Origin of the sequence: Collimonas arenae (genome assembly GCF_000786695.1) — a bacterium.
GTDB classification, from domain to species: domain Bacteria; phylum Pseudomonadota; class Gammaproteobacteria; order Burkholderiales; family Burkholderiaceae_D; genus Collimonas; species Collimonas arenae_A.
This window is the reverse complement of the sequence record NZ_CP009962.1, coordinates 506,661-527,177: the sequence shown is the minus strand read 5'-3', so window position 1 is coordinate 527,177 and position 20,517 is coordinate 506,661. Positions and strand designations below refer to the sequence as shown.

Here is a 20,517-nt window from a genome sequence, read left to right as displayed (position 1 = left end):
AGTGAAATGGACAGGGATAAAGTCTACCCCAACTTATTGCAATGAGATCAAGAAATGGAAAACAGCGTCGAAGTGCTCTTACAAATGCCCTTCGTCCACCAGGAACAGGCGCCGGTGTTCACGTATCGCATAGCGGTCGGTCATGCCCGCGATGTAGTCGGCGATCTCCCGCGCCTGCTGCTGCGGTTCCGCTGCCCGTTGCGCAAGCTGGTAGGCGGGCGGCAACAACGATGGCTCCGCGCTAAAGCAGGCATAGAGTTCTGCGACAATGCGACGCGCCTTGGCGGTCATGCGATTAACCAGGTAATGACGATACAGATTTTCACGCAGGAAGCGCTTCAGTAAAGCAGCCTGCTGCGCCATGCTATCGGAAAAGGCGATCAACGGCGGCGCATTGCGCACATCGTCGACGGTCTGCAGTCCTGCATCCCGGATACGTTGCTGCGAAGTCTGGATCAGGTCGGTGATCAGAGCATTGATCATGCGCCGGATAGTTTCATTGATCGCCCGCCGTCCGCTCAATCCCGGGAACAACTGTTCGACCTGGCGGCTGTGTTCCGCATAGAAATCGATCTGGTTCATCTGCTCCATGGTCAGCAAACCTGACCGCAAGCCGTCGTCGATGTCATGATTGTTGTAGGCGATCTCATCCGCCAGATTGGCAACTTGCGCTTCCAGCGTCGGCTGTTTGCGTTGTATGAAACGCTGGCCGATATCGCCGAGTTTCTTGGCGTTGGCCAGCGAACAGTGTTTCAAAATCCCTTCGCGCGTCTCGAACATCAGATTCAAGCCATCAAAGGCACCGTAGCGCTGCTCCAGCTTGTCGACCACCCTCAAGCTCTGCAAATTGTGTTCAAAACCGCCATGCCCTTCCATGCAGTCGTTCAGCGCATCCTGACCGGCATGGCCAAACGGCGTATGGCCGAGATCGTGAGCCAGCGAGATGGCTTCCACCAGATCTTCGTTCAACCCCAGGTTACGCGCAATCGAGCGGGCGATTTGCGCAACCTCGATACTATGCGTCAAACGGGTACGGAACAGGTCGCCCTCATGATTGACGAATACCTGTGTCTTGTATTCCAGCCGGCGGAAGGCGGTGCAATGAATGATACGGTCACGATCGCGCTGGAATTCAGTACGCGATCCGGGCGCTTCTTCCTCAAATAAACGTCCTCGCGATTGTGCAGAATGTGCGGCATAGGGTGCGAGCGACGTTTCTTGATTCATCGCGGCAGGTCTCCGGAAGCTAGTTGTTGAAGAGTGGCCAGCAACGCTTCTTGCGGCGCGGTGGCGATCAAATGACTGCCCAAGGGTTTCATCAAGATGAATTTGATCTGGCCGTCTTCGTTTTTCTTGTCGACTTGCATCAGCTCAAGCCAGCGTTGGGCGCCAAGGTTGGGGGCTTCGGTCGGCAAGCCAGCGGCGCGCACTAGCGCGCATATGCGCTCTTTATCGATGGCGTTAATGTGTCCAAGCCGATGCGACAAATCCGCTGCCATCACCATGCCACAACCGACAGCTTCGCCGTGCAGCCACTTGCCATAACCCAGGCCGGATTCGATCGCGTGACCGAAGGTATGGCCGAAATTCAGGATCGCGCGCAAACCGCCTTCGCGCTCATCCTGCCGCACGACGTCGGCCTTCAGCTCGCATGAGCGACGGATTGCGTAGGCCAGCGCGGCATTATCGCGCGCCATCAATTTGTCGATATTGGTTTCGATCCATTTGAAAAACTCGGCGTCGATCACGGCACCGTATTTGATCACCTCTGCCAGCCCGGCTGACAGCTCGCGCTCGGGCAAGGTATGCAAGGTCATTGTATCGGCTATCACCGCCTGCGGCTGATAGAACGCGCCGATCATGTTTTTACCGAGCGGATGGTTGATACCGGTTTTGCCTCCCACTGACGAATCCACTTGCGCCAGCAAGGTAGTTGGAATCTGGACAAAAGGTACGCCGCGCATGTAGGCTGACGCGGCAAAGCCGGTAAGGTCACCGATCACGCCACCGCCCAAGGCGATCAAGGTAGTCTTGCGGTCGCATTTCGCGGCTAGCAGGCGATCGAAGATCTGCATCAGGCTGCCCCAGTTCTTCTCTTCTTCGCCATCCGGCAGGACTATTTCCAGGACGTTTTTACCGGCATCGCGCAAAGTCTGGCTGAGCCGCTCCAGATACAGCGGTGCAACGACGGTGTTGGTCACTACCACCACCTGTTTGCCGGTAATCTGACGGGCAATTCGCTCGCGGTCAACCAGCAGGGATGGCCCGATCTCGATCGGATAACTACGCTCGCCTAGTTCTACCTGGAGTGTGATGGCTGGCGTGACGGTCGAAGGGATAACCTGCTGGTTCATAGAAAAATCTGGTGAGTGATGGGGCGCGCCGCTATACCGGCCGGGGTTGCCATTACCGGTTTGTCCGGACTCCTGCCCGACCTCGTCGGGCAATACATCGAGTTGGCTTAATATACTATGCACCAAGAATTGTACGTTAGGTCGACCGGTATCGATAACAATGTCGGCAACGTCGCGATAATACGGCTCCCGCTGCCGTGACAACTCTTCCAGTCGCCGGCGCGGGTCTGCGGTTTGCAGCAAAGGCCGGTTCTTGTCGCGGCTGGTGCGCTGGAGGATATTGTGAATGCTGGCACGCAGATAGATCACGGTGCCGCGGGTTTTCAGATATTCGCGATTTTCAGCGCGCATGATGGCGCCACCACCGGTCGCCAGCACAATACCGCTGCGGGCGCTCAGGTCACGTATCACCTCCGTCTCGCGCTGACGGAAGCTCTCTTCGCCTTCAATTTCAAAAATCAAGGGAATCGAAACGCCGGTGCGCGCCTCGATTTCGTGGTCGGAATCAATGAAAAGCTTGTTGAGTTTTCTTGCCAGAGCCCGGCCAACCGTAGTCTTGCCCGCGCCCATCAGGCCTACCAGAAAGATATTGCCTGTGTACCTTACCATTTCACTACTTAACCTTTTGCTCATGGACAGACACCGGCGTCGCGCCGGTGTCCCTGTGCAATTAGTGCCCAGCGATGCGGTCTATGACGATTTTTGGTGTCAAGAAGATCAATAATTCAGTTTTACTATTACCGACTGACGATTGTTTGAAAAGATAACCCAGAACTGGAATATCTCCAAGCAGAGGCACTTTACTAACACTATCCTTAATTGTCTGAGTATAAATACCACCAATCACCACGGTACCACCGTTTTCAACCTGTACCTGAGTTTGAACGTGCTTGGTATTGATGGCAACACCTCCGGGAACGGTTGCACCAACGCTGTCATTCGTTACATCGACAGTCAAAATAACATTGCCATCTGGCGTAATTTGCGGCGTAACCTCCAGTTTCAGATTGGCTTTTTTGAACTCAACCGATGTAGCGCCACTGCTGGTTGCACTTTGATAAGGAATTTCAGTACCCTGTTCAATCAAAGCTTTTTGCTGGTCTGCAGTAACTACGCGTGGGCTGGAGATGACCTTGCCTTTGCCGTCGGCTTCCAGCGCCGATAATTCAAGACTGATGAACTTGGATGCCGCTGCATTGAACAGGCTCAAAGCCACAGAACCAGCGGTTCCGGTAGCAGGAGCGGCAGGCAAGTTCACTGCGGACGAACCCAGCCCAGGAATACTAGGACTTACGCCAGTCGTGGTAGCGGTGGAAGCAGTTTGGTTACCACCGGCGGCGGTATTATTGCCTTTGAAGCCAAAGCCAAGCTTGGCGCCAAGGTCACGGCTGAATGTATCGGTTGCCTCAACCATGCGCGCTTCGATCAATACCTGGCGTGAGGCGATATCCACTTTTTGCACCAGATTGCGGATATTTTGCAAGATGGTCGGCGTATCGGTAACAAACAATTGATTGGTCCGCGGATCAATCACAGCACTGCCGCGCGATGACAAAATACTATTTTTCTTACCCCCGCCTGCACCGCCACCGGCATCATCAATCCCGAATATCTTTTTGAAAGCATCGGCTTTTTGATAATTCAGCTGGAAAGATTCCGTACGCAGGGGCTCCAGTTCAGCGATTTGCGAACGCTGCTCAAGCTCCAATTTTTCCTTCGTCAGCAATTCATCTTTCGGCGCAATCCAGATGACCGAACCGTTCTTACGCATGTCCAGACCCTTAGCTTGCATCACGATATCCAACGCCTGGTCCCAAGGAACGTCTTTCAAACGCAAAGTCAGATTGCCGCCGACAGTATCGCTGGTAATGATATTCAAACCGGTAAAATCGGCGATCACTTGCAGGACCGAACGCACTTCAACGTTCTGGAAATTCAAGGACAGCTTGTCGCCGCGGTAACCCTGCGTACCCTGCGCCAATTTGTTCGGGTCTTCCTTGATCGGCTTGACTTCGATCACCAGCTGGCTGTCGCTTTGATAAGCGCTCTGTTCCCACAGACCTTTCGGTTCGATGATCATGCGCACATTGTCGCCTTGGGTTACGGTGCTGATGGTCTTGACGGGCGTACCGAAGTCGCCGACATCCAACTTGCGGCGCAGAACATCAGGCAAGCTGGTCTTGAGGAAGTCCACCACAATTGTCTGGCCCTGCTGATGGACATCGACGCCGACTTGTGTGTTTGGCAAATCGATCACAACCCGGCCTTCGCCGGCGGTACCGCGACGAAAATCGATATCGCGCAACGCAGGCTTGCCGTTCAGCAAAGGTGCGGCAGCAGGAGCTGCAGCCACACCCGAAACGGTCCGTGCAGCCGGCTGTACCGGCACGCCGACAGCATTTACCGGTGTCGCCAGGCCGCCGGAACCGTCTATCGTGACAACCAGAGAGTTACCATCCATCGCTGTCGCATAAGACAGAGACCGCTTTAAATTGAATACCAGGCGTGACCGGTCGTCGGCTTGCGCCAGCAATACATTGCGCACATCGCCCAAGCTGATGTCTTGCGTGGTCTTGCCGGTAGCGTTGCCGACGCCGACAAAGTCGAACGCGATCCGCGCCGGACTAAGGATGGAAAATGCTGTCGGCTGCGCGCTCAACGCATGCTTGAAGCTGATCTTGACGATCACATTCGCACCTTGCTGGTTAGCGCTGATCGATGTGATGGCGTTGTCTTCGGCCGCCATTGCTGACGCTCCGAATCCAACCATGCAGATCAACGCTCCCAACATCAGTGCTTTCTGTCGAATAATGCGCAACCGGCTCACGCTCAGGCTAACTAATTTTTTTCCTGCTGCAATCATTTTGTGCTCTCCTGCAACGCTAACTTGGCTTCGCGCTCGACCCATTCGCCGGACGCATCTTGTACAATTTCTTTTAACACGACTTCTGATTCAGTAATGGCTGTGACCATGCCGAAATTCTGTCCCATGTAATTTCCCACCTTGGCCTGGAACACAGTCTTGTCAACCTGCAGCAAGGCATAACTCAAGCCGACCTTCTGCAATGTGCCAACCATCTTGATGGTATCCAGCGGATAGTTCTCCAGCGTTTCACGACGCCGGTCCATATTTGGTTTCAAACCGTTCGACTTGCCCTGCAACTTGGCGAATGCGACCAGCAGCTTGTTAGGGCTATAGGGATCGACGCTGGTCGCGCCGGCATACACGAACGGAATGAACTTTTTCGGCTCGGTCAGCTTCGGAATTCCCACTTTGGTATGGCTCTTGACGTCAGCCATCCAGTCCTTCAATTCCTGCACGCCGCTGTCACCGCAACCTGACAAAGTTGAGATGAATACGACAAAAAACGTCACCCGGGTCAGACGCCCAATGCGAAAAAACGTCATTTTTGACCTTTCTGTTTAGCTGAATCGGCTGTCTTGCGCTGCTCAGCCACTTCGTCCTTATCCAGATAGCGGAAGGTCTTGGCAATCGCATCCAGGCTCAGCACACCATCCTTGCCCGTTACCAAATTCATATTATTCAAGGTCACGATGCGCGGCAGATTGGCAATATCACTGGCGAACGAGCCGACGTCATGATAGTTACCGGTCACCTTGATGTTGATCGGCAGTTCAGCATAGTAATTCTTGACCACCACCTGGCCTGGCTTGAACAGTTCAAACTGCAAGCCCCGCCCCAAACCAGCCTGGTTGATATCCGACAGCAGCGCATCCATCTCCGCCTTGCTCGGCAATTGCTTTTCCAGCGTCGCAACGTAGTCGGCAACTTGGAGCTTTTGCTTTTGCAGCTCTTCCAGATTAATAGCTTGCTGAATCTTCGATTTGTACTGCTCCTTCAGCTGTACTTCCTTCTGCTCGCCAGCGGCGAGCTCATCTTGCTGATCACTCCAGTAGAAATACCAGCCGACCAGAAGCACCAGCAGAAATACACCCACACCCGACAAAATGCGAGGAGCGATCGGCCACTGGCCGGGATGGCGGCCATTTAATCCACGAAACTGCGCACTCAGCGATGCGCTCAAATTATTCAAATCCGTCATTGCGCGTCTCTCATTTCAAGGTTGCTGCCGGTGCACCGGTGCCGGCCACCACAGCAGCTGCATTTTTCGGGGTTGCCGCAGCATCTTTGGCGTCCTTGTCAGACGGCCGTTTGATGCCGACATTGACGGTAAATGCGAAGACATGCTTGCTATCGCGTCCCGTCCCAATGACGGCGGAGCGAATTTCAATCAGATCAGGACGCTCCAGCCAGGCAGAGTTGTTGCCCAGGTTGCGCAGCAATTCCGATACACGCTCGTTCGACTGTGCGTAGCCATTCAACGCTACCCGCTGGCCTTCCTGCTTGAGAGAGTTCAGATAAACTCCTTCCGGCACTTGCTTGACCAGTTCGTCCATCAGATAAACAGGCTGATTGCGGTCGCTCTGCAAATCCTCAACGGCTTGTTGACGCGCCTTCAGCGCATCGATTTCCTGTTTGAGCGTGGCCACTTCCTTGATTTCACCGTCAAGGCGCGTATTTTCCGCTGTGATAAAGTTATTGCGCGTGGTTTGGTTAGCAATGCCGTTGGCGAAAAATGCACCGACCAGCAATACCGTTACCAAGCCAATCACAGCAGACAGCACCAGCATGGCGAAATAAGCGTTTTTGCGCTGCTTGCGCTTGGCTTCGCGGTGCGGTAATAGATTAATTTTGATCATCAGCCAAATCTCCGCATGGCCAGCCCGCAAGCAACCAGATAAGACGGCGCATCCATGCGCAGTTGTTTTTCACGTACGTTCGGCCCCAGTTGCATGCCGGTAAACGGGCTCACAACCGAGGTTGAAATCTTGGCGCGACCCGCCACCACTTCCACCAACCCGGGAATAGTGGCGCAACCGCCAGCCAGGAACAGCTGGTCAATCCGGGTATACGGCGTCGAAGTAAAGAAGAACTGGATAGCCCGCGTAACTTCCAGCGCGGCACTCTCCAGAAACGGATTGAGAATTTCCTGTTCGTAGCCCTCTGGCAGGTCGCCATTGCGCTTCTTCGTGTCAGCCTCTTCATACGACAAGCCATAGGCGCGTACGATGTCCTGAGTCAGCTGGTTGCCGCCAAACGGCTGCTCACGCTCATAGATCAACTGGCCATCCAGCAAAGCCGATACATGCGTGGTCTGGGTGCCGATTTGAAACAGGCCGACGATCTGGCCTTGCCCGGCTTTAGGCAATTGTCCGATGATACGGTTGATTGCCGCACGCGCCGCGTAGGATTCGATATCCATCACGGTTGGCTTGAGACCAGCCGCTTCCGCCACCGCCACCCGGTCCTCGACCTTTTCCTTGCGGGTCGCCGCCAGCAGCACTTCGACGTCTTCCGGCGAATGCTGGGCCGGACCGATCACGTCAAAATCAAGACTGACCTCATCCAGCGCAAACGGAATATATTGGCTGGCCTCGGACTCGACCTGCATCTCCAGTTCATCTTCCAGCATGCCGCTGGCCAGGATGATCTTCTTGGTGATCACCGAAGCGGGCGGCATGCCCAGGGCCACAAGCTTGGTGTTGGAGCCGCTTTTTTTCCACAGCCGGCGGATGACTTCCGTGACTTGCTCGATATTCTCAATGTTGCCATCCACTACCGCTCCCCGCGGCAATGGTTCAGAGGCGTAGCGGTCAAGACGCAGTTGATCCTTGCCGGTCTCAGACAATTCGACCAACCTGACGCCTGACGTGCTGATATCAATCCCCACCAGCGGCGGGTTCTTTTTACCGATCAGCGATCCTAGATCTAATGCCAAGAGCATTTCTCCCGAGTATGTATTATTTGGGGAACATTCTGCCTGCAAGGCGGTCGCATTAGCGGTATACCGTCTCGAAGTTAGGAAAAACCTGTAAAACAGGGCTTACAGCAATGTTAAATTTTATAACGTGAAATCGTAGCAATAAGAGGGCACTGCTGTAAAGAAATTTTCCTGAGGGCAATTGTTTAACTGTTACGAAACTTCGCTTCACAGCCACTCCATCCATACTATTTTGGTTTTAACCGACAATTTCTGTCTGAATTTCGCAACGCAATTCGCGTACGTACAATAAAGCGAGACGACAACACGAAACAAGAACGCATGATGCAGAGCAAGTTTTGAGCCATGCGCCGGCAACGGCTAGCGGCCATGGCATAAATTATCGATAAGTTAACATTCGCCGCTAGACATTTCGTTATCACCCCTGCGCCGTGCCGCTATAATGCGTGGCATCCATCTTTCATAAAACGCATTGCATGACGCCTCCAGATACAGCCAGCGATACCCATCCAAATCCCCCAGCGCGCCGCCGTATGCCACTAGCGCTGCGCTTGGTTCTTGGCTTTTTCGGGCTGATTGCCGGCCTGATAGCGATCGGCTGCCTGACTTTTCTCCTGATGCTGGCAATGGCCTATCCCAATTTGCCGGAACTGGATTCGCTGACCGACTACAAGCCCAAGATTCCACTGCGTATTTTTTCCGCTGATGGCGTACTGATCGGCGAATTCGGCGAAGAACGACGCAGTCTGGTGCACATTAACGAGATTCCCGACGTCATGAAGAAAGCCGTACTGGCGATCGAAGACGATCGTTTCTACCAGCATGGCGGAGTCGATTACCAAGGCATCTTGCGCGCCAGCTTTTCCAATCTGACCGGCGGCGGCGGCGGTGCCAGCACCATTACCCAGCAGGTCGCCCGGAATTTTTTCCTGACCAGCAACGAGCCGACTTTCTTCCAGAAGGCCTCTCGCAAATTCCTCTATGAAATTCCACTGGCATGGAAGATTGAACACAACCTGACCAAGGATCAGATTCTTGAGGTCTACATGAACCAGATTTATCTGGGACAGCGCGCCTACGGTTTTGCTTCGGCGGCGCAAATCTATTTTGGCAAGCGCTTGCAAGATATCACCACGGCTGAAGCAGCCATGCTGGCCGGCCTGCCCAAGGCCCCCTCGGCCAACAATCCTGTGGTCAATCCGAAGCGCGCCACTGTGCGCCAGCAATACATTTTGTTGCGCATGCTGCAACTCGGCTACATCACCGAAGCGCAATACGAACAAGCCAAGAATGAAACGCTGCATATCAAGACCGGCGCCAGTGAATTTGGCATCCATGCGGAATTCGTCTCTGAAATGGCGCGCCAGCTGGTCTATGAGCAATTCAAGGAAAACACTTATACGCGCGGCCTCAACGTTTTCACCACTATTACCAAGGCAGATCAGGACGCCGCCTATATAGCGCTGCGCCGCGGCGTGATGGATTACGAAAAACGGCGCGGTTATCGTGGTCCCGAGGGTTTCATGGAAATCCCCGACACGACCAAGGAAGCCGCCGAAGATGCCATCGAAGTAGAACTGGCCGACCATCCGGACAGCGATGAAATCGTCGCCGCGGTGGTGCTGGAGGCGACGCCCAAGCTGGTGCGCGCGGTGCTGTCTTCAGGCCAGGAAATCAGCATCAGCGGCACCGGCCTCAGCATCGCCACCAATCTGCTGAGCGATAAAGCGCCGCCGCAACGTAAAGTGAAGCGCGGCGCCATCATCCGCGTCATGCTGGAAGGTAAAAACTGGAGTATCACCCAGATGCCGGCTGTGGAATCAGCCTTCGTCGCAGCCGATACCAAGGATGGCGCCATCCGCGCCCTGATCGGTGGCTTCGATTTCAACCGCAACAAGTTCAATCACGTGACGCAGGCCTGGCGTCAGCCTGGATCGTCGTTCAAACCCTTCATTTATTCGGCATCGCTGGAAAAAGGTCTGTCGCCGGCCACCATCATCAATGATGCACCTCTGACCTACGGCGGCGGCCAGACCGGCGGCCAGATCTGGCAGCCCAAGAATTACGGCAATAAATATGAAGGTCCGATGAGCATGCGCAAGGCCTTGACCAAATCGAAGAACGTGGTCTCGGTACGGATTCTGGACAAGATTGGTGCCAAGTATGGGCAGGAGTATGTGACGCGTTTTGGCTTCGATGCTGACAAAAATCCGCCATACCTGACGCTGGCCTTGGGTGCCGGTGCGGTTACTCCGTTGCAGATGGTTGGCGGTTACGCGGTATTTGCCAACGGCGGCTACAAAGTCAGTCCTTATATCATCAGCAAGATTACCGATGCCAATGGCAACGTGTTGTCGCAAGTGCATCCCGATACCGCTGGCAACGAGGCCAACCGCATCATCGATCCACGCAATGCCTATCTGATGGACAGCATGATGCGCGACGTCGTCCGTTATGGCACCGCAGCCAAAGCGATGTCTCTGAATCGCACCGACCTGGCCGGCAAGACCGGCACCACCAACGATTCGCTGGACGCCTGGTTTGCCGGCTATCAGCCTTCACTGGTGGCAGTGGGCTGGATGGGCTACGATCAGCCACGCAGCCTGGGCGACAAGGAAACCGGGGGCGGCCTGGCGCTGCCCATCTGGATCAGCTTCATGCAGCAGGCGTTGAAAGGCGTACCGATGGAAGACCGCGTAGTGCCGGATGGCCTGATTCATTCAGGCGGCGAATACTACTACGCTGAATATCCGCCCGGAGTCGCCACCCAAAGCCTTGGCGGCGGCACTACTGCGCCGACAGAGGAAGAAAAAGCAAGGGACGAGGTCAAGAACGAGCTGTTTTAAGCGCTGACGCGTTGCGTTTGCGACGTGTACAAAAGCTATCAATGAAAGGCACGGGAAGTTTTTCCTCGTGCCTTTTGTGTTTTCCGTGAGCGAATATTTTTATCCAGCGATCAAAAAAAACGCCGCATATTGCGGCGTTTTCTTTCACTTATGCTGAGTAGAGATCCAATAGACGCTGAGTATATATCTCAATGTTCTCCGGCAAACTGACATCCAAGGTGCGCAGCAACGTCTGCGCATGACGCCGATAATCATCCAGCTGCGCATCATGCGTAGCGAATGCGCGCAACACGGCTTGACCACCCTCGTAAGAATCGAACTCTGGATAGTAATAACCGTAGTCCTTGATGAATTCCGAGTTGTGGATCAACGGATAGCCGCCGTACAAAGCTTCGTAATACAAATAATTCTGGCCATTTTCCCAGTGATGCGAAATGATGCAATCACCATAATTCGCCATGAATTCATACACGGCAAAACGCCCTTCAAACGAAGCCAAACCATGATTGACGACATCGAGCGAGCGGGCAAAATGCGAAAATTTGACATGCTCTTTCAAATGCAAGGTGTTGCATACGCGCAGGTATTCGAGAAAGCCTGGCTGAGCGCGATAAGCTTCTTCGCAAGCCAACATCGGCAGCAATGATGTTTTCACCATGCAGACGTTCGGCTCGAAGCTGCAAACACGCCAGCGCGGTTTGCCCGGCTGATAGCCATAGCTAAGATGCGCAGGCAAGGTAGCAATACCCTTGGCGAAAAACAGCGGTGTCCACAAATGCGGCACGATATGTACGGGTGCGCGCGAAGTAAGGGCAAAGTAATCTTTGCAGATGCGCTCATATTCCGGCAGGGTCCACACCGCGTCGTAAGGCTTATCGCTGCATAAACCGCCGTGCGGCTTGTTAAACATGGCGCGCTCGATGTCGATCACATAGTCGTTACCGACCCGCATCCAGGCATAGCGTCCGCCGCGTTGACGGAATTGCCGGACCCAGTCGTCACCCAGCTGGGCGCTCATTTCGACCACCACGTCCAGGGTATGCATGGCTTCATCCACGCTGATCATGTCGATGCCCAGGTCGCCCAGCATCATGGCATCGCTGACCTGTTCAGTCGAGCCGTCGAGCACAAGCACCGCGCGCTCTACTGCCGGCGACTGGTTGAACAACTGCACCAGAAAGGCACAATTCTGGAAAATGCCGTTTTCCCAAATCGATTGCGGCCCCGGACGTACAAACAGGGTAACGCCTACACGTAGTTTACGTTGCGGCAGAGGGTGGCCGGGGTTGCTCATGCCTTGCCCTCCACGGTAAATTGCAGTCTTTTCACAAAGGCTTCCACATTGTCAGGATGTGCCGGATCAAGTTTGCGCAAGTAAGCCGCACCAGTCTTTTTATAGTCATCCCAATATTCTGGCTCTTGGAGCCAGGCATCGAGCAAAGCCCGGCCGCCGGTGCTGGCCTCGAAATGCGGGTAGTAGATACCAATGCCGTCTGCCGCCAGATACTCGGAATTGTGGATCAGCGGATAGCCCCCATACAGCGTGTCGTAGTAAAGGTAGTTCAAGCCACACTCCCACTGGTGCGACACGACGGCGTTCATTTTTTGTTGCGCCATGCATTCGACAAACGCTACACGCGGTTCGTAAGTGGCTTTGTGATGCTGCGTCAGGTCGAGATTGATGGCGAAACGGTTGAAGGTCGGATGTTCTTTCATCTGCACGCTATTCATCACCATCATCATGCTCACCGAACGTTGATCCAGGCGGTAGGCCTGCTCGCACACCAGCATCGGAATAAAGCTGCTTTTGACGACAGAAATATTCGGCTCGAAAATTGCAGTGCGCCAACCTGACCGATTGTCGCCGCGGCTTGGCTGATAGCCAAAATGGTGGCCGTCTTTTTCCGCCAGGTCTATTTGCCTCTGGATAAATAGCGGCGACCAGATGTGCGGTACTGCAAACACCGGCACGCGCGACACCGTACGTAACAGCGGGCCGCTGGACTTCATGTGATGCTGCAAGGTCCAGATTTCATGCCATGGCGTACCGTTGAAGATTTGCCCCCCGGGACCATCGAACATCGGCGCCTCGGCGTTGTCTGCATAAGTGTGCCCAACAAAAAACGTAATGATCTTGACACCGAGCGCACGCACATGATGCAGCCACTCCAGCGGGAGCTGGGCGCCCATTTCAATCACGACGTCCAGTTCGAAAGTGACATCCTGCGGTTTGACCAAAGGTACGTTGAGGATGTTCAGCCCCATCTCCGCCGGCATGTGATCAAGGTCGCCGCCATTGAGCAAAAACACCTTGCCGACTTGTGGGCTTTGTTGCAACAGCATCACCAGGAAAGCCAGATTCTGGTTGAGGCCATTGGACCAGAGCTGCGCTCCCTGGACCGCAAAGATGGATATTCCTACATTGATTTTTTTCATGAATAGAAGAAAATTAAAATCCGCTTTAAATCACACATAAAAATTACACAATCGGTTGTTCCAGCAACGCTGATAACAATCGCTCATATTCCGCCGTGACTTCCGGGCAATCCGGCAGGAAGCGCTCTAACACCTTACGTTGACGCGCCAGATAAGCCTCCCAGTTGTTGTCGTGCGTTGTCAGGGCGTCGATCAACTTCCGGCAGCCATCCTGCACATTGTTGCCTTCATAGTAGTAGCCGAGATCGCTGCACATGTAGGCGTTATGCACCAAAGGATAACCCTGCCAACAGACATCGAAATAAAAATAATTCAGCGCATTCTCGATCTGATGCGAGATCACCACATCGGTCATCTGGCTCAGGAATTGCGGCGTGTCGTAGCGCCCCAGGAATACCGCCTTGTGCTGGCGGACGATATCCAGCCGGTTCATTACTGCGACAAATTCCTTGCTTTCATGCGCCAGACGTTCGGCATTGGTCACCTGCAGGATTTGAATATCTTGCGGCCGTTGTCGGTAGGCCTCCTCTGCAATAAAGGCCGGATACATGCAGAATTTCACGATGTCGTTATTCGGCTCCATCACGGTCAACCGCTTGGCGCCGCCGTGCGGCCGATATTCGCCATGGTGCTCGAACTCCCGGCTGCGCTGGTTGACGAATATCGGGTCCCATACAAACGGCACCACTTGCGCCGGGCGGCGGCGCAGCGTTTCAAAGTACGACTGGCTGTTGGTCGCCACCTGCGGCACCATCCAGATAGCGTCGTAACGCTGGTTGACGTACAGGTCGTAGCCCCACATCGGACGGCCGAACAAGACCGATTGCATCACATGGATATACTCGAATCCGCAGCAATACGATATCAACCGGCATCCTTGCGTCTTCAGGTAAGCGGTCTGGTATTCATCGATTTGTCCGCCCAGTTCGATCAGTACATCGAGATTGTCTTTGGCTTGCTCGAAGGTCACTGTCGGCCAGCGCGTGAGATCCCATGGAAGTGCAGCGGTGATAGCGGTCGTCGTGGTATTCACTAGATGCACCGACAACACACTCGGACAATGTTTCAAGGTCTCAGCCAGATACACGGCATTCTGTTTGATGCCGTTGTTCCAGAGAGATTCGTTTTCCTGGTGCAGGCCGATGGTGATGCCGATCCGCAAGGAGCGAGGTGAAAAGCTCATGTCATTGCTTCAAATAAAAAGTCATGCATAGGTTGTATGAATAGTCTTGGACGTCATTTACGCGCCGGGACTCCCATTTTCGTCTGCTCAGTCCAGTTGTACTGCACGTAGCGCCGGATAATCAGGCAACCCGGTGGCGAATCCACGAGCGACACGGATCCGCCTGGTTCAGCCGGCGACACATACACTGTGAAAGTCGGTAGCAAAGGCGTGGCGCTATATCCTTTCAGCTCGGTATCAGCAATGCTTTTGCACGAATAAGGAGCGATCGAAATGCGCTCGGCGGATACCGAACACGTACCGCCATCCTGCGGTACCGCAGTAATCGACACTGCCGCGGAGGCGCCGGCATATTCGATACCGGTAAGCGAAAAGAATGGCCCGCGGTCAGGATGCGCGCGATCCCAGTCAACCAGCACATCATGGGCGCTGGTGCCGTTGATAGCCAATGCAGACAACCGTGTAATCGCCGGCTGGCACTGTTTGACGCCGACGCTGCGGGCAGCTTCCGCCAATAAATTTTTCGGTCCGGCAGCAGCCGCTTTGTTACCCGGTAAATCCGCCTTCATTTGTGCATGAGCCGTAGTCATCAGCAGCATTAACACTAACAGGCAGATAACCGCCAGCCATGGCTGGCGGACTGTGCCGGCAGTGGATAAGTCACTTGAATCGCTTGTCAAGAAAAGATGTGGTGCACGCGTCATCAACTGGATCCGTCTGAAATTGAAATGGGCTTGATTGCGCCGAGCGCGGCGTCAGTGGCTTGAGGGGCTGGCGTCGGCATTTCCGGCGCGGTGGCTGGCTCAGTCATCGGTGTCGTCGGCACCGCAGGCTCGCTGGCAGGAGATGTAACAGGCGTGGCTGGAACGGGCTCGGTTGCAGGTGTGGCTGCAGGCTCGGCTACTGGCATCGCCGGTACTGGTGCTATCGGGACAGAGGCCGGTCCGACAGCAGGCAATTCCGGCACTGGCGTCGTAACGATCGGCGCGACTGCTGGAGAGGCTGCTGGCTCGGCCTCGGGCTTCGCCACAGCCGGCATTGCGGACGCAGGCTGTACGGAAGGTTCCGCAGGTATCGGTAACGGTTGGACAACAGTGGATTCAGTAGCGGGGGCGACTGGAGTGGCTGAAGTGGCTGGCGTCACATTCTCTGGCGCGGCCGCAGGGATAGTCACCGGAAGTGCGGACGCCGGCTCCGTCGCAGGCGTTTCAGGCGCCACAACAGGCGTAGCGGCAACAGGCGCCGGCGCAGAAACGTCAGCGGGAGCAGTCTGCGTAGCAGCGTTAGCTTTGGCGGCGCCCTGGTCGAGTTTCATTATTGCCACCACAGCTTTTTCGCACTCCTCTTCGCTGTTGCAAGGGGTGATAAAGGTTTTGCCTTCCCACCAGCCACGCAACACATAGATACCATTTTCGGCTTTGCTGCCTTTACCGTCCTTCAGCATCTCCTGATATTGTGGATGCGCAGGAGGAAATGTCATGATGCCATAACCCAGCTGGTGGCCGCGATGCCACTGACCGTCATAGGTCGAACCGTCGGCAAAACTCGCCCTTCCCAGCCCCTCCGGCAAGGAGTCGATAAACATGCCGTCAAATCGATTCCCCGGCTCTTCAACCCCGGTAGTGTGACCGCGCATCTTGCCCTGATCCATCGTGCCGCTCAGTTCCACCACCTGTTTGTTGTTTCTAAGCCAGCGCACCGTGCCCGGTCCTTGCGCCAGATTGTTTTCGCAGCGTCCGCTCCAACGCACCGTCATGTCGCTGCCGATCGGCTCGGCGCTCCAGACCTGGCAACCGTTGCTGGTATCGAAAGCCCATTGCCTCTTGGGTTCCTCCGTCTGTTTTGCTGGTGCCGGACTGATGGCATTGTTTTGGTTTGCCGTGCCGGCAATCTCCGGAATGTTAGCGGCAGAGGTTTGATTCGCAAAACTCGTTGCCGCCAGGATAATTCCTATAAAAAGGGTCGTTCTCGCCCGGCTCCCGACCGGCCTCGGGCGGGGTAGCTTTCGGGTATCGGCAATCTCGCCGCAGATAACGCCATCACGCCAATCACTTGGTTCTTGCGAATCCCTGATCATTATCGTGTTCATAGGTGGCTGCCGATAGTTGAAAAGCGTTGGACAAACTCCCTGATGCAGTTCTTACAACCCCTTTTGCGACCCTTGAAACCATATTTGTGGAACAACGGAAAGCGAGCGTATCAAAACAACATTACATTGTTCACATCTTACGACAAATGCATACGGAAAACCTCTTGCCAGCCATCTCCACAAGAAAAAATTACAGCACTATTGGTACACCGCCTTGAGCGCTGATCATCATCGAGAGGGCGGCAAAGAACTCTGAACCGTCACGCGTATTGACCCAGCTCTCATCCTTGCGCTTGTAATGAAAACCGCCGGATTTCGCCGCGATCCACAGTTCCTGCATCGGCGCCTGGCTGTTAACGATAATCTTGCTGCCGTTATCGATAAACTCAATCTCCAATACATTGCCGCTACGCTTGCACTCTACATCCAGATCGCTATTGTCGGCCGCCTGCTCTAGCGCCATCTCGATCTTGCCTAAAGCCGACTCTGCCGCCGCCAGGAATTCTGATTCTGTCATGCTACACTCCAATCCGTTTCGTTAAACTGTGATACTACCCCGTGAAGCCCATATTTGATTTGTCGCGTACTACCATGATTGCGGTGATTGCCATCCCGCTTGCCTTGACCGCATGCGGCCAAAAAGGTCCGTTATTCATGCCTGCTGCGTTACCGCCGCCGATCATCAGGACCGCGCCAGCACAGTCAAATGTTACTCCCAAGACAATTCCTGCGCCTGTGGTTCCGGCTCCGCAGGAAACACCGGCGACACCAACGACACCAACGACACCCGCCACCGAATAAGCTGCTCTTATGTCGCATTTTTCATACAAAAATGGCGTTCTGCATGTTGAAAATGTAGCCCTGAATGCTGTTTCGCAACAATTCGGCAGCCCGACGTACGTCTACTCCAAGGCAGCGCTGGTGGAAAATTTTTCGGCCTACGCAGGTGCCTGCCAACAACACAGTCCTGCAACGGACAGCACGTTGATCTGTTACTCGGTTAAATCCAATTCCAACCTGGCGGTTCTGCAGTTGCTGAGCCGGCTCGGTTCCGGTTTCGATATTGTCTCGGGTGGCGAATTATTGCGTGTAATTGCCGCTGGCGGGGATACGCGCAAGGTAATATTTTCCGGCGTCGGCAAGTCGCGCGAAGAGATGCGCCTGGCGCTGTCGCATGACATCCTTTGTTTCAACGTCGAATCGATTCCAGAGCTGCATCGCTTGAACGAAGTAGCGCTTGGCATGGGCAAGCGCGCTGCTATCTCGCTGCGCGTCAATCCCAACGTCGACGCCAAGACCCATCCCTACATCTCGACCGGTCTCAAGGAAAACAAGTTCGGCGTAGCCTATGACGAAGCGCTGGCTTGCTATCGCAGCGCCTCCGCGTTATCCAATATCGATGTGGTCGGGATCGATTGCCATATCGGCTCTCAGTTGCTGGACGATGCACCTTTGCTGGAAGCGCTCGACAAGATCATTGACCTGGTTAATCAATTGGCGGCTGAAAACATCAACCTGCACCACCTTGATATCGGCGGCGGCATTGGCATTACTTACGATGATGAAAAGCCGGTCGCCATCGACGACTATCTGAGCCGCCTGTTCACACGGGTCAATGCTTGGCGTCAGGCAAAGTACAAGGGTGCTCCGATCAAGGTGATGTTTGAACCTGGCCGTTCGATTGTCGGCAACGCCGGCATCCTGCTCACCGAAATTCAATATCTGAAGCATTCAGAAGCAAAGAATTTTGCCATCGTCGACGCCGCCATGAACGACTTGATGCGACCGGCCATGTATGAAGCATGGCACGGCGTTCAAACCGTCGCTCAACGCGGAGGCCAAGCGCAGATCTATGACGTGGTCGGACCGGTATGCGAATCGGGTGACTGGCTAGCGCGCTCACGCTCACTGGCAATCGAAGCAGGAGACTTGCTGGCGCTGATGTCGGCCGGCGCCTATGGCATGACCATGTCCTCCAACTACAACACGCGTGGCCGCGCAGCCGAAGTCATGGTCGATGGCGATCAGATGCACCTGGTCCGCCAACGGGAAAATCCAGCCGATCTGTTTGCACTGGAATCGTTGCTGGCCTGAAATCCGTCATCGGCTGCGCTCCTTGCGCGGCCGAAATCCTTGATCAAGTCAGCGTCGGCGTTACCTGGCGCTTCTGAACTGCAGTGCGCGATTTTGCAGCGCCATCGCCGCGATTGCGCCAGGCGAAATAAACCCGAATCAACAATAGCGCCGCGACAATCGTTCCGAACAAAATTGGCTTCTCAAAATTGTGCTTGCCAGCGCGCATCCACCAGAAATGCAAAATTCCCAGCATCGCCACGGCATACACGCTGCGATGCAGCCACTGCCAGCGCTTGCCGCCCAGCCGGCGGATCATGCCGTTGGTGCTGGTCAGCGCCAACGGCAGCAGCATCACGAAAGCAATGAAACCGACAGTGATAAACGGCCGCTTGACGACATCCTTGAGCATCTCTGCGATGTCAAAGAAATGATCGAACCAGAGAAACGTCGTGAAATGCAGGCTGCCGTAGAAAAAGGCAAACAGCCCAATCATGCGCCGCAATTTGATCAGCCAGTTCCAATTGGTAAAGCGCCGCAACGGTGTTACGACCAAGGTTATGCAAAGAAAATAAAGCGTCCAGTCACCGCTGCTGCGCGTAATGAATTCGATCGGATTGGCGCCCAGCCGGTCGGTGAATCCGAACACCAGCAAGCGCACCGCAGGCAGTAGCGCCAGCACGAACAGTAACGCTTTGATGAATTTGAACTGCTTCGGTGAGGGATTGAACATGCTTCGAATTCCGGGCCTCAAAAGTATTTTTTCAGGTCCATGCCGGAGTACAGCGAAGCGACGTCGTTGTATCCGTTGAACATCAGGGTCTTGCGCTTCTTGGTGAAAAATCCATCTTCACCGATGCGGCGTTCCGTAGCTTGCGACCAGCGCGGATGATCGACATCCGGATTCACGTTCGAATAGAAACCGTACTCGCGCGCCGCAGCGATATTCCATGCGGTCCTTGGCTGGTCTTTGAGAAAACGGATCTTCACGATCGACTTGGCGGACTTGAAACCATACTTCCAAGGCAGCACCATACGCACCGGCGCGCCACTTTGATTCGGCAAAACCTGGCCGTACATGCCGAAGCTCAGCAAGGCCAGCGGATGCATCGCTTCGTCCATACGCAAGCCTTCAACGTAAGGCCACTCGAGCACAGGCGCCCGCAAACCCGGCATCTGGCGATTATCAGCCAGCGTAGTGAATTCAACATACCTGGCGTTGCCGGTCGGCTCGACTTTCTTGATCAGTTCTGACAATGAATAACCAATCCAGGGAATCACCATCGACCAGCCTTCGACGCAGCGCAAGCGGTAGATACGCTCTTCCATCGGCGCCAGTTTCAGCAAGCTGTCGATATCCAGCGTCATCGGCTTCTTGACCTCACCCTCGATTGCCACAGTCCATGGCCGCGTCTTGAGGTTACCCGCATTTTCGACAGGATCCGATTTATCGCTACCGAACTCGTAGAAATTATTGTAGGTGGTGGCGTCTTTATAGGACGTTGCCTTGTCCATTACGACATAAGCCGGATTGGCTTTGGCCGCCAGCTTTTGCGCCCCGGCTGCCTGCGCCCATGCCTCGCCACTCGATAATTGCAGCAAAGAACCGGCGCCCACTGCGCCTACCGCGATTTGCTTGATAAAGCTGCGGCGCGATTCAAATATATCTTGCGGGGTAATTTCGGAAGAAAACGGCAGATCGATTCCGTTGGGACGACGGTATAGCGGCATG

At 54.6% G+C, this 20,517-nt stretch carries 18 protein-coding genes; 3 read left to right on the top strand and 15 right to left on the bottom strand.

The genetic code is table 11. The annotated features are described in order from the left end of the window. Positions 1-78 precede the first annotated feature (78 nt). The 7 genes from LT85_RS02265 to LT85_RS02235 are packed head-to-tail and all read right to left on the bottom strand — an operon-like array spanning position 79 to position 8,155. Positions 79-1,227 carry a deoxyguanosinetriphosphate triphosphohydrolase gene (locus LT85_RS02265; protein WP_038484755.1) on the bottom strand — a complete coding sequence of 383 codons (1,149 nt, stop codon included), beginning with the start codon at positions 1,225-1,227 and terminating at the stop codon, positions 79-81. Then, on the bottom strand, positions 1,224-2,987 hold the full coding sequence (gene aroKB / locus LT85_RS02260; RefSeq protein WP_081991940.1) for a bifunctional shikimate kinase/3-dehydroquinate synthase AroKB: 1,764 nt from the start codon (positions 2,985-2,987) through the stop codon (positions 1,224-1,226). Before aroKB ends, LT85_RS02265 begins: the two co-directional genes overlap by 4 nt. Positions 2,988-3,024: 37 nt before the next feature. Then, positions 3,025-5,217: a type IV pilus secretin PilQ gene (locus tag LT85_RS02255; protein ID WP_437177280.1), complete on the bottom strand. Its 2,193-nt coding sequence runs from the start codon at positions 5,215-5,217 to the stop codon at positions 3,025-3,027. Beyond that, entirely contained in the window at positions 5,214-5,762 is a 549-nt protein-coding gene (locus LT85_RS02250; RefSeq protein WP_052134563.1) for a pilus assembly protein PilP, read from the bottom strand. Before LT85_RS02250 ends, LT85_RS02255 begins: the two co-directional genes overlap by 4 nt. After that, a complete protein-coding gene (locus LT85_RS02245; protein ID WP_038484749.1) occupies positions 5,759-6,418 on the bottom strand; it encodes a type 4a pilus biogenesis protein PilO in 660 nt (219 codons plus the stop codon). The genes LT85_RS02250 and LT85_RS02245 overlap by 4 nt, the downstream gene beginning before the upstream one ends. Before the next feature lie 10 nt (positions 6,419-6,428). Further along, positions 6,429-7,076: a PilN domain-containing protein gene (locus LT85_RS02240; protein WP_052134562.1), complete on the bottom strand. Its 648-nt coding sequence runs from the start codon at positions 7,074-7,076 to the stop codon at positions 6,429-6,431. After that, a complete protein-coding gene (locus LT85_RS02235; RefSeq protein WP_253273646.1) occupies positions 7,076-8,155 on the bottom strand; it encodes a pilus assembly protein PilM in 1,080 nt (359 codons plus the stop codon). Before LT85_RS02235 ends, LT85_RS02240 begins: the two co-directional genes overlap by 1 nt. A gap of 536 nt (positions 8,156-8,691) precedes the next feature. Here LT85_RS02235 and LT85_RS02230 point away from each other — a divergent pair. Next, on the top strand, positions 8,692-11,004 hold the full coding sequence (locus LT85_RS02230) for a penicillin-binding protein 1A (protein WP_038494784.1): 2,313 nt from the start codon (positions 8,692-8,694) through the stop codon (positions 11,002-11,004). Positions 11,005-11,152: 148 nt separating this feature from the next. Here LT85_RS02230 and LT85_RS02225 read toward each other — a convergent pair whose 3' ends face one another. The 6 genes from LT85_RS02225 to cyaY form a co-directional block, all read right to left on the bottom strand. Next, positions 11,153-12,298 carry a DUF2827 domain-containing protein gene (locus LT85_RS02225; RefSeq protein ID WP_038484743.1) on the bottom strand — a complete coding sequence of 382 codons (1,146 nt, stop codon included), beginning with the start codon at positions 12,296-12,298 and terminating at the stop codon, positions 11,153-11,155. Next, positions 12,295-13,440 carry a DUF2827 domain-containing protein gene (locus tag LT85_RS02220; protein WP_038484740.1) on the bottom strand — a complete coding sequence of 382 codons (1,146 nt, stop codon included), beginning with the start codon at positions 13,438-13,440 and terminating at the stop codon, positions 12,295-12,297. The genes LT85_RS02225 and LT85_RS02220 overlap by 4 nt, the downstream gene beginning before the upstream one ends. Before the next feature lie 43 nt (positions 13,441-13,483). Then, positions 13,484-14,623 carry a DUF2827 domain-containing protein gene (locus LT85_RS02215; protein ID WP_038484738.1) on the bottom strand — a complete coding sequence of 380 codons (1,140 nt, stop codon included), beginning with the start codon at positions 14,621-14,623 and terminating at the stop codon, positions 13,484-13,486. 53 nt (positions 14,624-14,676) lie between these two features. Further along, positions 14,677-15,213 carry a hypothetical protein gene (locus LT85_RS02210; RefSeq protein ID WP_253273645.1) on the bottom strand — a complete coding sequence of 179 codons (537 nt, stop codon included), beginning with the start codon at positions 15,211-15,213 and terminating at the stop codon, positions 14,677-14,679. Positions 15,214-15,326: 113 nt separating this feature from the next. After that, on the bottom strand, positions 15,327-16,712 hold the full coding sequence (locus tag LT85_RS25160) for a hypothetical protein (protein WP_156117403.1): 1,386 nt from the start codon (positions 16,710-16,712) through the stop codon (positions 15,327-15,329). Positions 16,713-16,902: 190 nt separating this feature from the next. Next, complete coding sequence (cyaY, locus tag LT85_RS02200; RefSeq protein ID WP_038484732.1) at positions 16,903-17,229, bottom strand: iron donor protein CyaY; 327 nt, start codon at positions 17,227-17,229, stop codon at positions 16,903-16,905. Between the two features lie 74 nt (positions 17,230-17,303). Here cyaY and lptM point away from each other — a divergent pair, with 74 nt between their 5' ends. Beyond that, positions 17,304-17,513 (top strand): LPS translocon maturation chaperone LptM, encoded by a 210-nt coding sequence (lptM, locus tag LT85_RS27450; protein WP_081991936.1) that lies wholly within the window; start codon positions 17,304-17,306, stop codon positions 17,511-17,513. Between the two features lie 9 nt (positions 17,514-17,522). Further along, complete coding sequence (lysA, locus tag LT85_RS02195) at positions 17,523-18,806, top strand: diaminopimelate decarboxylase (protein WP_038484729.1); 1,284 nt, start codon at positions 17,523-17,525, stop codon at positions 18,804-18,806. A 43-nt stretch (positions 18,807-18,849) separates the two neighbouring features. Here lysA and msrQ read toward each other — a convergent pair whose 3' ends face one another. Together msrQ and msrP are read right to left on the bottom strand one after the other, a co-directional pair. Beyond that, positions 18,850-19,518 (bottom strand): protein-methionine-sulfoxide reductase heme-binding subunit MsrQ, encoded by a 669-nt coding sequence (gene msrQ, locus LT85_RS02190; RefSeq protein ID WP_038484726.1) that lies wholly within the window; start codon positions 19,516-19,518, stop codon positions 18,850-18,852. A gap of 17 nt (positions 19,519-19,535) precedes the next feature. Next, a complete protein-coding gene (gene msrP, locus LT85_RS02185) occupies positions 19,536-20,516 on the bottom strand; it encodes a protein-methionine-sulfoxide reductase catalytic subunit MsrP (RefSeq protein ID WP_038484723.1) in 981 nt (326 codons plus the stop codon). Position 20,517 lies beyond the last annotated feature (1 nt).

What these genes read in the sequence shown, in the direction of transcription:
- LT85_RS02265 (WP_038484755.1), bottom strand. Translation starts at nt 1,227, where the DNA reads ATGAATCAAGAAACGTCGCTCGCACCCTATGCCGCACATTCTGCACAA.
- aroKB (WP_081991940.1), bottom strand. Translation starts at nt 2,987, where the DNA reads ATGAGCAAAAGGTTAAGTAGTGAAATGGTAAGGTACACAGGCAATATC.
- LT85_RS02255 (WP_437177280.1), bottom strand. Translation starts at nt 5,217, where the DNA reads ATGATTGCAGCAGGAAAAAAATTAGTTAGCCTGAGCGTGAGCCGGTTG.
- LT85_RS02250 (WP_052134563.1), bottom strand. Translation starts at nt 5,762, where the DNA reads ATGACGTTTTTTCGCATTGGGCGTCTGACCCGGGTGACGTTTTTTGTC.
- LT85_RS02245 (WP_038484749.1), bottom strand. Translation starts at nt 6,418, where the DNA reads ATGACGGATTTGAATAATTTGAGCGCATCGCTGAGTGCGCAGTTTCGT.
- LT85_RS02240 (WP_052134562.1), bottom strand. Translation starts at nt 7,076, where the DNA reads ATGATCAAAATTAATCTATTACCGCACCGCGAAGCCAAGCGCAAGCAG.
- LT85_RS02230 (WP_038494784.1), top strand. Translation starts at nt 8,692, where the DNA reads ATGCCACTAGCGCTGCGCTTGGTTCTTGGCTTTTTCGGGCTGATTGCC.
- LT85_RS02225 (WP_038484743.1), bottom strand. Translation starts at nt 12,298, where the DNA reads ATGAGCAACCCCGGCCACCCTCTGCCGCAACGTAAACTACGTGTAGGC.
- LT85_RS02220 (WP_038484740.1), bottom strand. Translation starts at nt 13,440, where the DNA reads ATGAAAAAAATCAATGTAGGAATATCCATCTTTGCGGTCCAGGGAGCG.
- LT85_RS02215 (WP_038484738.1), bottom strand. Translation starts at nt 14,623, where the DNA reads ATGAGCTTTTCACCTCGCTCCTTGCGGATCGGCATCACCATCGGCCTG.
- LT85_RS02210 (WP_253273645.1), bottom strand. Translation starts at nt 15,213, where the DNA reads ATGACTACGGCTCATGCACAAATGAAGGCGGATTTACCGGGTAACAAA.
- LT85_RS25160 (WP_156117403.1), bottom strand. Translation starts at nt 16,712, where the DNA reads ATGAACACGATAATGATCAGGGATTCGCAAGAACCAAGTGATTGGCGT.
- cyaY (WP_038484732.1), bottom strand. Translation starts at nt 17,229, where the DNA reads ATGACAGAATCAGAATTCCTGGCGGCGGCAGAGTCGGCTTTAGGCAAG.
- lptM (WP_081991936.1), top strand. Translation starts at nt 17,304, where the DNA reads ATGATTGCGGTGATTGCCATCCCGCTTGCCTTGACCGCATGCGGCCAA.
- lysA (WP_038484729.1), top strand. Translation starts at nt 17,523, where the DNA reads ATGTCGCATTTTTCATACAAAAATGGCGTTCTGCATGTTGAAAATGTA.
- msrQ (WP_038484726.1), bottom strand. Translation starts at nt 19,518, where the DNA reads ATGTTCAATCCCTCACCGAAGCAGTTCAAATTCATCAAAGCGTTACTG.
- msrP (WP_038484723.1), bottom strand. Translation starts at nt 20,516, where the DNA reads ATGCCGCTATACCGTCGTCCCAACGGAATCGATCTGCCGTTTTCTTCC.